Below are 14,044 nucleotides of genomic sequence, written 5' to 3'. Positions count from 1 at the left end.
TACTGTCACTTTGAATTCTCAACTCTTAACTTTCAACCCACTTTGGGGCATGCTTAGATCTTACCGACTAAGTTAATAAACACGCCGGATGCGTCGTAGTCGTCATCATTGGTTAAGTCACTATCAAACGCAGAGAAGTTATAACCAATCCCCATTTTGAAGTTCTCGCCGATGTGCTTGTTCACCGAAACTAACGCACCGTGTTCTAGCTCATCGTTGAGTGTGTCTGTTTTCCAGTGGTATTCACCCGTCACATCCCACTCTTTCATCACACGGTAAGAAGCGCTTAATCCGTATAGGTCGATATCGCTTTTAACCAGCTCATTCGAACCAGATGCTCGTTCAAAAGCTTGCTGTTTGTCTTTATGGGCGTACTTAGTACCGATATCCCAGTGTTGGTCAATCGAATAGATCGCCTCAACTTCAATGATCTGACTGGTTTCGTCTTGATAATCCACATCGCGATCCAGTTGATCGAAATCTGCAATATACGTGTAGCGGCTCAGTAAGTTGAGTCGATCGTTGTAGATCGGACGATACGCAAGGCCGCCAGTGGCTTCAGTAAATTGCGCCATGGTTTCGCCCGTGGTTTCGCTCTCCGTGATGGAGTAGTTGTACTTGCCGAACAATGTGTACTCTTCCGTTAAGTGATGCGTGTAACGGTTGGTCGTCACGATTTGTTGCAGCTCTCGCTGAGCGATGTCAGGGTCGTCTTCACTCTTATCCACTCGATATTCAAATTTGTGGCTTAGGGTGATGTCATCTAGGTCAATTGAAGCATTGAAGCTAATAGATTCACGCTCTGTGGTGATGTTCTCGTCATCTTTAATTTCCCCAAGCTGATAACCGATCCCCATCTCGACATCTTCCGTCACGTCGTAACCAAAGCCGTACGAGTCGATACGGCCATGACCGTCGTTTTCATCAACAAACTGGTTCTCTTGGTAAAAATCGACACTGCTGGTGAGATCTGCACGCTGACCAACAATCACGTTGTTTTGACCTTCGTAGTTATCATCTACATAAGTTACGTAGGTTGAGTGGTCATCGGATACATCGTAAGTCACAGTCGCTTCTGCTACTTGGCCTCGGTCGCCATCGGTGTATTCGCCACCAAGAGACAAGTCTTCCAACACTTGGAATTCAGCGCCAATCGACGCGCTGTCGTTTTCATCATAGTCATCCGACTGGTCGACGGTCTTTTGCCCTTTGACGTAAACGCTGTTCTCACTGTCCCACATGTATTCCAAACGCACACCCGCTAAGGTGGCATCACTGTGCTCGTCGTTTTGGTTAAGCTCTTCAGTTTGTTGCCCTGCCGCCGAAACCTTAATGTGCTCGGTGATTTTGACTTGAGTCTCGATCTCAATCGTTTCAGTATCTGTTTCTAGATTACCATCGACATCGCGCTCTTCATTGGTCGAGAAACGAGATAGCACCGCCAAGCGATCAGTTGCTTGTAAACGAAGTTCAGCACCGTATGCCTCTTGCTCTAAATCATCGCTGCTGCTTGCGTAGCTGTATCCCGCGTCTTTGTCTCGGTACCAAAGCTTAAGGTCATTGCCAACGGCACCAAAGATGGTTGGAGCAAGATCGTAAAGGCTAGTCACAGCCGTTATTTGGATACTGTCACCCTCGCGATCTTCTAACGTATCGCCAATGGGCGTAAAGGTTAAACCACCATCGGTAGAGACGAAATTCGACTCGGTTTGCCTGCCTTCACTGTGTGCAAACTCAGCCTTAATGTAGGTACCTTCTGTTGCACGCAACGTTAAGTCCGTACCGTAAGACTCGTAGTCTTGGTTGTCCTTTTCTTGAGTCGCATACGTCACGCCAACACCAACGTAATCGTTGATCCAACCTTTAGCACGACCACCGTAAGACATCGCATCTAATGAATCTGAACCTTGTGGGACGTACTCATAGTCGACAACCAGAAAGTTTTCGTAGTCGTCTCCGTTTTCAATCACGCTGCCAAAGCTGTCGGATAGGATGTTGTCGAGTGGCTTGGTCAAAATAATTCGACCTTGGTACGGGTCAAAGTCATAGTCGACGCCCGGCTCAAGTGGGATTTCATTCTGCACTAGGCCAGATTCATCTTTTACTTTGACGTAAACTTTGTCACTTCCCGGTACCGCTTCACCATGACGAAGGAAGTACAGAGAGCCGCCTGTACCCAAGAACTCATCGTGTGCATACAACGAATCTGCTTCTGCGGTAAAACCGACCATGTTCAGACGATCTTCACCGTATTGTGTAGTATCGCGAGTGCGATAATCAGCTTTGAAACCATAGAGGCTACGGTTGTAATCGTTGTTCTCAGTGCCTGTTAAACCCGTGTTGTAGTTACCCCACAAGTATTGAGACTTATCGTATTCCACATTGAGGTAAACCTTGCCCTTGGTGTTGACCACTTTTTCGATGTTTGAGCTGTCACCATAGTTACCGTAATAAAGCTCATCGTCGTCTTCGAGGATATCGAACACATCCGAATCGTCTGAGGCGAACGGATGTTTGAACATGTCTTTGATTTCACTTTCTCGCGTATCAAAGTGAGTTGTTACACGAAGTTTGTCGCCAAATTTACCCTGACCAAAGTACGCTAAACGACCTTGGTTATAGATGTCATTTTGATACTGGTCATCGACACTTAATGCATCGCTATTACCAGACACATTATTCTTACCAACATAAAGATCAGCCAAACCGGTTTGTGCGTAGTACGTATCTGGAATACGAACGTACAGCTTGTAACGACGTTCATCACCGTTATCAAACACAACCTTGGTAGGGAAAATGTAGGAGTCTGTAGGTAAGTACTGCTCTGCGTATAAGTTGCCGTCTTCGACATCAAATTCATCTTCACCGATGATAACTTTATCAACGCCTTTCAAACCGGTACCAATGAACTTGGCTAAACCCGCATTGGTCGGGATGTTATGACGCATCAACTTAGCTTGGCCGTAGCTTTTATCTTTACTCTCTTCATCGTCGTTATCGTTTCGATCGATCTCGACTTTAGAGTCCGGCTTGACTAAGTCAGTCACACCAACGGTGGTCACATCCATGTTGCCATCTTTGTCCCACGCTTTTAGGCGGAACATCAGCTGCTCACCGACCTCAAACTGATAATCAACATCAATTTGACCATCCCAATTGATGTCAGAGTCGTTCGCCAGTTTGTCGCCTTCAAGCACAGCGATTGGCTCAGACAAGCCAAAGTCACCCACTCGGTACACTTCCAACTGGTACCTTTTGATGTAGTAACCATAGTTAGTCGTGATGGTGAAACCGACACTGTCTCGCAGTGCGCCCTGCTCGACTTCCAACTCATCGCTGACACTGACATCTAATACTGGGTCAAAGCGAGTGATGTCACGGCTTGCCCAAATAGCGCCTTGTTCTAGGTAAATACGCGAACTATCTTGATCTTGGTTCGGCTTAGTGATTTCAATGCCAGTCGTCTCAGAACCGAGTTTTTCAAGCTTACCTGTGTCTTTCGCTACCGCCATCACAGGAATGGCCGTTAACACACACGTCGCTAAACGAGACTTACTAAATACTTTCATACAATTTCCAGATACGGTTCCAATGGCTTACTTCTGTTCACTTTGTTGGTCTTTACGATGAACGCTAAAGTTGAACTTGGTGAGCTTGTTCGGGGTAATTCGCAACACTTTCGGGTTTTCGCTTACTACTTCCATGGAGGTGGAGAGCGAATCAGTGTCCAACTTCACTAGGAAGTTCTTACCTTTCTTATTGAGTACCCATTGGTCGGGCACGTGGTAACGACCGTACTGGTCTGTGTAAATAACGATTCCCTCAACCGTCATCAACTTAACGCCCGGAATACCATCTTCGTAGATACCTTTGTTCTCGATAACGATTTCCCACAGGTAATCCTCGCCATCGCGATATAGGTTTCTGGTTACATTGAGGTTTTCCGCACTCAGTCCCTTTTTCTTGTCCGATTCATGCTTAAACTGAATCTGACCTTGTGCGTCGAACTCGATGCGAGAGCCCGCATCGGTCGTGACGTAGAAATCAAAGCTCTGCTGTGTGCGAGTTTTAAATTGAATAACCACTTTGCTGGTTTCTGGCAGCGTTCGGTTCACTGAATGTCCCCAAAGATCACCAAGATCCAAGCCTTGCTCAAGTGCAGTGGTTATCGCACCATCTTGAATAGCAACGTCTTGACCATCACGAATGATGTGCGTCGAATCAGCGATGTAGCCTTGCGTTGCTAAGTTCGCAGTTAGCTCAACATCAAACGCGGTTGCATCGGCTTGGAATCCATCTTTGTTGTGATCTTCAAAAACTTTACCGATGATCGATGAGGTATCGAACACCTTGTCCGGCTCTACGGTTACTTTGGCGGTGTCTTCATTAGAAACAGCCGTGCCATCAACCTTTGCTACTGCGGTGTTGATGTAATCACCAAACGTTGCTCCTACCGAGACACGCAATAAGTAACGAATACGCAGCTTCTCGCCCGGATCAAAGTTCAACGATGTGAACATTAACTTGCCCGTGTCTGATGGCTCTTGAGAGATAACCTGATCGTCTTCTGTACCAAACTCACCATCAATGCCGCTTAGCACAACTTCTGATGTATCCACGATGTATTTCAGACCACCTGGGTAACGGTCTTCCACCGTCACGTTCTTAAAGTAAGATTCATTGTTGTTCTCAACGATGATCTCGTACTCAACCGCATCGCCAACTTGCGCGGTATCTTGCAGCGCAGACTTGGTCAGCTCCAACTCCCCAGAGTTATCAGGAATCTTCTTGATGTGAGTAGTTACACTGTCGCTGGTTTCAGTACCGTCAGATTCAGTCGCCGTGAAGGTATTGGTAATGTCATCATCCAAGCCCTTACCTAGCGTGCCCACCACTTCAAACGCGTAAGCATTTCGTTTGTTGGATTTCAGGTTAACGGTGGTGTCTAAGTCTTTATTCGACGGGAAAGAATTACGCTGAATAACCGCGCCCGAGTCGTCGACTTCCACACCTTCAATTGTCCAATCGATAAAGACTTTATTACCTGTGCTGTTTTGTAGCTCACTGATCTCATCGGTTAGACGAACATTGGCCGCGTTACCTTGACCATTGTTAGTCACGGCTAAGTAATAAGTGACACTGTCGTCATCTTCGGTGTATTCAGGTTTATCTGAACGTTTTTCAACAACCAGATCAGCACCCACTGGCGGTAAATCCAAAGCCGATACTTGGTCTGCCACTGCCTGCATCGAGGTTTCAGACGCCAACATGCCCTTAGAACGAGCGCGCATCGCTGGGCTGCCAGTTAAGTCGAGGTAGTAACCAAGCACATCGATGTTAGTCAGCATGTCTTCATTGACCGTCAATGTGAACGTGTAATCAATCTTGCCGCCCGGCGCGATGTCGACCAAGGTGAACAGGTCTTTGTCGTCATCAAAGGTGCCAGGTTGAGTTTCAGCCCCTTCTGATGTTGCCGTTAGTGTCCATTCATCAAACGCATTACTAAAATTACCATCAATATGATCACCCATGGATTCAGAGAACTGGGTGTAAAGCGCGACATCTTTGGCTATACCTCGGCCTATGTTTTGCACCACTAAGTGATACTCAACCTGCTCTCCCGGCACGTAATACGGGGCATCGGTAAACAGCTCAGCTTGAACCACAGCCGCAACTGTTTGAACTGGAGGACTGATAACATCGCCGCCATCTACTTGCGCAGTATTAATGATGTGTCCGGTCGCGGTATCGACTACGGTGCCTTTTGAGCGGAACACAACTGTGCCGTGCGGTGCAATATCCACACTGTACTCAATCGGGCTAATTTGCTCCGTCGTCGTTCCTACCGTGGTTGACTCAACAACCAAAGAAGTGGTTCCAGCAACAAAAGCAGGCCCAGTGGTACCATCGTAATAGCCCACCTCTATCGTGCTCATGTCATCAACAACACTTAAGTCACTGATGTAGTTGTTCGAGGTGTTTTCTATGGTGATCAAGAACTCCAGCTCACCACCCGGTTCATACTCTGTTTGGACATTGGTTTTGGTCGCAACAAACTCAGAGTCTTTCGGTGTAATCGTAACGGTAGAGTCTTGTGGGGCACCGTTGTAAGTGATGGTTGCCGTATTGCTGATATCACCAATCGCTGTCGTGCGAATTAACGCCTTAACATGGAAAGTCACAGTGCTCTGTGGCGCAACATCCATACTCACATCGATGTCTTCACTCAAGTCGAACGTCTTGGGAGTGACAACAGAGCGATCATCCGAGGCGTCAAAGCTCACTTCCCATAGTAGGAATGCCGACTCTTGTTTATCCGCGGTCGTGTCGACTTGAATGTCACTGATGATGTCTTGAAGTTGAACACCAGATGCAAACGCATCAGAGCTGTTGGTTACGGTGATGTCGTAGTTAATCAGCTTGGTTACTTCATACGATGGCGTATCAACCGTCTTCTTGACCGAAACCGTCGCCAACACTGGTGTACTGGTAGCACTGTCATCAAATGTTGTGCCGTCAAAGGTCGCTGATGCGATGTTAGTAATATCGCCTGTCGCCAACGGATTAGTCGCAACTTGAATAGTGAAAACAATACTGTCTTGAGGCGCAATATCGAGCGTCTCATGAAGGTCTTCACCACGGGTTGCATCCGGTACTGGGGTTTCACCGGTTGTCGATACCGCCGATATTTGGATTGAAGCAGGGTCAAAAGCTTGTTCAGTCGTACCACCTGCAATCGTGGTTTCAACCGACTTCAGCGCATCTTCAATAGCAACATCTTCAGCCCAACCTAAGCCGTTATTCTTAACGGTCACGGTGTACTGAAGTGTTTCTCCCGGAAGGTACTCTGCTTTATCGACATCTTTAGTGATCTCAACTTGCGCATCTTCTGGAATGTAGGTCGCGTCTGCAGAGTGCTCACCGTCGTCGCTATCAACTTTAACGACGTTAGTGATCTCGCCTTTGGCCTTATCATTAACAGTGTTGGTCACGACAAATGAATAACTGTCACCCGGGTGAATGCTGTAAGTCGCACTATAACCCTGTGCGTTATTAACCACATCTTTGCGAGCGTTCAGGGCTGGATCGCCACTGCCATCAAGCTGTTCGTCGCTAATGATCCAATTACCTGTCAACGCTTGCTCTTGATCTGGGCTGTTAGCCACCTCTGTCATGATGGTATCGATGCGATCCGTCAGGACTTGATCGACAAGGTAACCTTCACCTGTGTTAGCCACGGTGATCTTGTATGAGATAGGTTGACCCGGTTGATACTTAGCATCAGGTTCTGCAATTGGCGTCGTTTCTTTGGTTAGAACCAATTGACCCGACTTCGGAGTGATAAAGCCTTCTCGTAAGCGAGCGATCTTCGAATCGTCCAAACCATGTCGTAGATAAGCCGTATTGGTAAAGCGCCCAATCGCATCATCACGAACCTTGCCTTGAACGTGAATACGGACAGCTGTGTACTTATCACCACCACCCGTCCCGGCATCGTCTCGCCCAGCCATCTTGATCGATTCAACAGGTAAATCGATGTCTGGACTGTTTTGACCAACTAGCTTATCAAGCTCAGAGAAGTCATTAGCGTCAGGGTTTGACGGCGCCGAGTTATAAAGCACATCGTAATCAACCGTCCATTCTGTCAGTGCCGTTTTCATTGAGCCATCGACAGTCTCGACTTCAAAGCCGCTGATGATGTCTCGAATAGAAAACAGGCCAGAATCCACATCGTCATTGGTGATGTCGATGTAGTAATTCACTGTTCCTCCCGGCACGTACTCAGGCGTATCCGTCCATTTATCAATTAGGATATTCGAGCGACCCGGATCAAGTACGATGTCGTTGGTGTTATCACCGTTCACTTGCGCCGTGTTGGTAATAGTGCCTGTCGCTGAAGTCGACACGGTGCCTTTCACATCAAACACAATACGCTCGCCAGGACGAAGATCGACAGTTGCATTCAATGGGACGCTACCGTTGTAGTTACCTTGCACGTCATAAGTGCCTGCAGGTTCAACCGCAATAGCCGTTGTCCAGCTAGAGAACGCATCATCACCATCTTCGGTTTTGATGGTGTGAATCGCATCAATAACGCTCACATCATTTGCGATGCTATCGCCTGTGTTATCTAACGTAACTTGATACTCAACATCACCACGTGGTGCGTAAGTACAACCGCTGCCATCGTTTGAAGGAACAGAACACCCTGCCGATTCACCATCGGTATACACCAAGGTTTTGAAGTAATCGAGCTCGGCATCTTTAGGGGGGATCACTTGCGACGTTGCAGAGCCACTTCCTGCGGTCACTTGGTTCGCATCAATCGTGCCCAAAGCGTCGTCACGAACGACACCGGTTAAGTTAAAGGTCAGCCCTTCTCCCGCGGCAATATCGGTTTCAATGTCAAGGTTGCCACTGGTGTTGTAGCTTGGTACATAAGTATCAATATTGGCATCAATACCATTGCTGACTTCATGGGTCATATCGCCAGAAACAAAAGCGGATTCCGTTTTACCGCCAATCACTTCGACTTGAATGTCTGTGATTGTGTCTTTGACCTGAATATCATTCGCCCAACCGTTCTCAGGGTTTGTGACTACAAATTCATACTCAACTTCGTCACCCGGAAGATAGGTATCACCATCACTGAACGGGTTGCCGTTGATCGACACCACACGTTTTTCAACACTGGTATTATTTTCAAGCGGCATTAGAGTCGCAGTACGAACCTTACCGTCATAATTCGCTTTATTTTGAATGTCACCCAATGCATCTTCACGAATTTGAGCATGAATAGTGAACGTTAGGCTTTCTTGAGGCGCGATAACAATGTCGTTATCAATATCGATGTTATTGCCCGGTACAAAGTCAATCGCGTCGGTAATAGAGCCTGTCGCAGCCGTTTTATCTAGGCTAACTTCCCAGCCAGCCAAGAACGGTTGTCCAACAGGATCACCACCTGTGGTGGTGCTGTCTTCTGCAATACGAGTTTGAATTTCCGAAATCGCATCTTCTAGGCGAGAACCATATTCAATACCATCACCCGCATTCTTAATCTCAACGCGGTAATAAACCTCACTCTCACCAGAAGCTTGAGAATATTCAGTTTTTTGCGAAGAGAAGCCTGCATCATAAAACGCTTTTTTAGAGAACGTGACTTCAGGATCCGCCATCGTTGATGGTGGCGATACCGCGATCAACTCATTGCCATTGTCTTCGTCGATGAAAGCTTTGTTGGTAAAAGAACCAACCGTTTTCGGACTGATCTTGGCTTTTATGACATAGCGGACAAACGCTGACGATGCAGCTCGGCCAAAGTTGTCTGCCGAGATATCGAAGTGAGTATCAATCGGCTTATTGTCTTGGATTGAGTTATCAACATCTGGGTTGGAAATACCTGAGCTATCAGTGAATGTTTCAATCGTCCAGCTATCAAAGGCAGGGCCACGCGTTCCATCAAAGTATTGAGTGTTAATTTGGTCGATGTCATCACGCAAGCTCATATCATCAACGTGGGCGCTCGCAATGTTCTCAATTAAAATTTCATACTCAACATAACCACCTGGCATGTAGTTAGTTGCGCCAACCAGTTCGTTTTCATCCGTGTCGTAATACGCCAGAATGTTCTTTTCAAAATCAACTTTTCGAGCTTCTTGACGAATATCATGAGATATCGTGTCACCATCAACGGTTAGAACGTTAACAACATCACCATTGGCTTTGTCATTGATGGTCGCGACAACTTGGTACTCAAGCTTAGCGCCCATCGGAATATCGGCTTCAACATTTAGGTTACTGTTGGTTGATGTGTAAACATTGCCAGCACCTGCGCCCGCATCCACATACTCAGAATCAGTTCCAGTTGCGATCGATGTGATGGTCCAATCTGAATACGCTGGTCCTGTATTACCATCCACTAAGCTGACCGTAATATCTTCGAGGTTATCGACGATTGGAATATCGTGAGCGTTACCTTTGCCGTCATTCTCAATCACTAAGTGATAGGTCACGGTTTGAGCGGGCTCGTACACCGCTTCATCAGTCGTTTTATCAAAATCTAAATGGTAGCCATCGGGAATCACGACGGTATCTCGATAATGAATATCACCGACCGCATCCGGTCTTACGGTACCTGTTACTGTGTAAGTCACGTCTTCGCCAGCATCGATATCAATCGAGGTTACGATGTCAGTGTCGTTCGCAACATCACCGTCTTTGGTACCATCTGTTGTACCCGCGTTCGCAGGATCGCTCTTAGCAACCGCCACCGTAAACTTGTTTGAACCTACCGAATCATCGAAAAATGGATTACCTGAATTGCCATCTTGTAGCTCCACTGATATGTCATTAATCAGTTCGTTAACGTCTACGTTGTTTCGATAACCATGTCCATCTTGAGAGTTGTACCTAATGGTATAAGTCAACTCATCTCCCGGAGAGTAGCGGTTAATGTTAGTAGTGCGAACAACGCCGCCGTTATTATGTACCTGATGGTTTTCAGCCACGGCACGTTTGGCATACTCACAATCGTCAGTACAACCGGCATTATCATCATGAATCAGCACGGCTTCGTTGCGGATTATGCCGCCGTCTCTGTCCGCTACACCGTTAGATACCGCATTGTCTTTGACATGCGCCTTAATACGCACCGTGACAAAGTCTTTGGCCGGAATTGAAACTGGGAACTCCACATCTTCAGTCGTTTGAGGGCCGAAACCAGAGCCAGTATCAACAGACCAATAGTCAAACGGGTTTTGATTAAGAACATCTTCTACTTCACCATCTTTATCATTCGCTAGCGTAGTAGTGATCTCACTCAGGCGATCCATGAAGATAAGATCGGTCTCATCAGTGTCGCTGTTATTGCCAATAACGATGGTGTAGGTGAGATCTTCACCCGGCGTGTAGCGGACAACATCGGTCGTTTTGGCTAATGAAACATTGATGTCATAGGTACTGTGTGAGTTATCTATTTGAGCGGAAGAGCTGTGGTCACGGTCTGTAATAGGATCGTAAACATCAACACGGTTCGATACTTGTTCTTCTTCATAGTCAGACTTAACAATGCCGCTCACCTCATAGTGAACCCACCCTCCGGGAGTGATATCAACGTCGGTATCGATGTCAGTGTCGTTAGCAATGTCACCGTAACGAGAACCCGGTTTATCTGTGTTGGTCGAACCTACAATTGTCCAACTATTAAAGAAGTTAAGCGCTGAAATACTATCTTGTACCGTTGCGTCATTTGCATAGCCAACACCGCGGTTATAGATATAAATATCGAACGTAGCGCGCTCACCTACAACAAAGTCGGTATTTTGAGCGGTCTTAGCGACTACAAGATTCGGCTCGCTAGGATAGGTACGTACCGTATCCGATAGATTAGTATCTGGTCCTGTCACTGTTGCGGTATTGGTGAATGCTCCCCAAAGAATCTCACTGTCGACACTGCGATCGAGTGTCCCAACAATGGTATAAGTAATCGTCGCACCTGGCGGGATCTGAGCGGTGGCATCCAGATCATTGTTATCCGAGAACGATCCAGGGTCAGTCACAGCTTTCACCCACGGAGAGTCTGCCTCTCTTTCTGCACTGATCGTCCACGATGAGAACACGGGCTTGGTTTCACCCGGCTCGTGAAGGAGCTCAGCTTCTATGGTGCTGATTTCATCTTTGACATTGATGTTAGAGGCGAAACCGTTCCCTGCTGGGTTGGTAATGCTGATCGTATAAGTGACAGTATTGGTGGTGTCGGTATACGCGTTTTGTTCGTTATGACCATCAACACGCTTATCCAATACTAAGTAGTAATCTCGTGGGTATGAGCCTCTGTCGGAATAAAGCACGCTGTCGACCGTCACTTCATTACGGATTTCATCATCGGCAATGGGGTTTACGATCGCTGCAATGCTATAAACGATCTTATCGTGTGGGGCCAGCTTAGCCTTCTCGTCCAGGATAAGTTTATTGCTTTGATTACCTTCAATTTGACCAGTAAAGCCGGGATCACTGTTTGTCGAAATTGAGCCGTCAGAGGCATAAGATTTCGCAGTAATAATCCAGCTCAAATACGCTTTAGTCGGTGTATCATTAATAGACTGAGTCATGACAGAGACTAAATCATCATAAACCGGTATATCAATCGCGTAGCCGTCACCGTTATTCTCTACCGTGATGTCGTAGTTCAGGGTGCCGCCAGCTGAGTAGTAACGAGAATCAACTCCCTTTTGGACTTTTAGTTTCGAGTTTGGCATTTGAACGCCAGAGCCCGACTCGCCTAAGTTATCCCCTAAGCACAAGCCGGCATCGGTACCATCATCAACAATCTGACCCACACTGGTGTCTGCCACTTTTGCGGTCAGCTTATAATGAACGTAGCCCTCAGGTGCGAGGTCGACTTTCAAATTGATGTCGTTTGTTGTCCAAGTATTGTAATTAAATGAGCCATAGTTCGATCCGTCACCACTTCTATCGGCGACTTCAAGCTTCCACTCGGAAAATGCTGAAGCGTTAGAGCCATCCGCTTGCTCTGTCACGATACAAGCAAATTTATCGACAACTTCAATATCGTTGGCAAAAAACTCTGTGTCCTTGTTAGAAATAACAATGTCATAGACCACTTCGTTATCACCGGCTATCCCCGGAACATAAGTAGTATCTGTGGTGTTCTTATTACGTGTAATTTGACTTGATGACGTCGTCAGAACGCCTTTCGAATCAAGAATATTAGCCAAAGCATCGCCAGAATCTGCGAGGCCATCAGCATCAACTACTCGGGCAACAACTTGGGGGATTTGACCAATAGACACAGGGCTAACGTCCACCACAACGGAATAAACAATCTGCTCACCGGGATAGATAGACACTTTGTCTTCTAGTGACTTGTTGGACTCCTTTCCAGATGCATTGAGTTCTGAAAGGCTATTAGAACCGATTGAGCTCACTTCATTAGTCCAAAAATCGTAAGGGTTACCAACCGTGTCAGTTGCGTTCTTTTCGTTGCTGACATCGTTACCTAGATCGGTTTCAAGATCTGCAAGAAACTGCTGAACCGAATAATGGTAAGCAATACCGGAGTTTGCTTGGTTGGCAACCGTGACCGTATAGGAAAACTCATCGTCGACTAGGTAGTTATCCGATTGGTTCAAGGTATGTGTCAGGGTGATACTAGGCTCAGTGGGTGGAGTGATAACCTCATCAACTGTAACCAAGTCATCGCGTGTTTCAGCAGTTATGTCGTCATTAACAATGTCGCCGACTAAATTGTCGGCAACAGTTGCTTGAATTTCGTAAGTCACAGACCCGCCAATATCAATCGACGCAGCACTTACTGATAAGTCCCCTGATTCGGCGAAGGTGCCTGGATCGCTTTTGCTGCCTTCAACCTTGCTAACTGAATTAACGTTGTCAGTAAAGGCTTGTTGCAAAGCCCCTTCAATATTGAGTGCCTTTATATCTGAAAGGACATCTTGAACGTCGAGCGCCTGAATAAACGTATCGCCAGTGTTCGAAACCTTAATCTTATAGGTGAGCTTGTTATTGAGTTGATAGTTCGTCTTATCGACCGAAACAACAACATCATGTTGGTACACACCACGCTGAATGGATTCTGTATTTGATTCAACAGCATCCAACAGTCCAGTGCTCGCACTTGCGACGTTATCAATCGTACCGGCTGCGTCACCAGAAACGGTGGCGACCATGGTGTAGGTCACCGACCCACCAGCCGCAATACGCACACCTGATGCATCTAAGTTTCCGAAGCGACTGTAATCACCTGGAGATGAAAGGAAGGAGGATTGCGCTTGAGTCGAGACTTGCGAGAACGCGCTGACATTATTCCCTTGGTCATCTGTCGTTAAGATATTTAACAGCTCATCCTTAACGTCCAACTCAGCAATAGCTTTATCCGACTCATTCGTTAAAACAAGCGTATAAGCCACCTCTTGGTCGTTGTCGTAAGACGCGCTGTCAACAGACAGATCCATAACAAGACCCGTTGTGTCCGCATAGGAGGCAAATGGAATCAATAAAATAGATA

The 14,044-nt window shown here is 46.7% G+C and carries 2 protein-coding genes; both read right to left on the bottom strand.

The annotated features are described in order from the left end of the window. Window positions 1-53: 53 nt before the first annotated feature. The gene (locus AB4351_RS06135; RefSeq protein WP_372125360.1) at window positions 54-3,569 is read right to left on the bottom strand and encodes a hypothetical protein; all 3,516 of its coding nucleotides are present in this window, start codon (window positions 3,567-3,569) and stop codon (window positions 54-56) included. Between the two features lie 27 nt (window positions 3,570-3,596). Beyond that, window positions 3,597-13,991, bottom strand: a complete 10,395-nt coding sequence (locus AB4351_RS06130) for a hypothetical protein (protein ID WP_372125390.1) — start codon at window positions 13,989-13,991, stop codon at window positions 3,597-3,599. Window positions 13,992-14,044 lie beyond the last annotated feature (53 nt).

Origin of the sequence: Vibrio sp. 10N.261.51.F11 (genome assembly GCF_041471665.1) — a bacterium.
Lineage (GTDB): Bacteria > Pseudomonadota > Gammaproteobacteria > Enterobacterales > Vibrionaceae > Vibrio > Vibrio crassostreae_C.
This window is presented reverse-complemented; position numbering and strand designations above follow the sequence as displayed.

Coding starts and splice junctions, on each gene's coding strand:
- AB4351_RS06135 (WP_372125360.1), bottom strand. CDS start 3,569: ATGAAAGTATTTAGTAAGTCTCGTTTAGCGACGTGTGTGTTAACGGCC.
- AB4351_RS06130 (WP_372125390.1), bottom strand. CDS start 13,991: ATGGATCTGTCTGTTGACAGCGCGTCTTACGACAACGACCAAGAGGTG.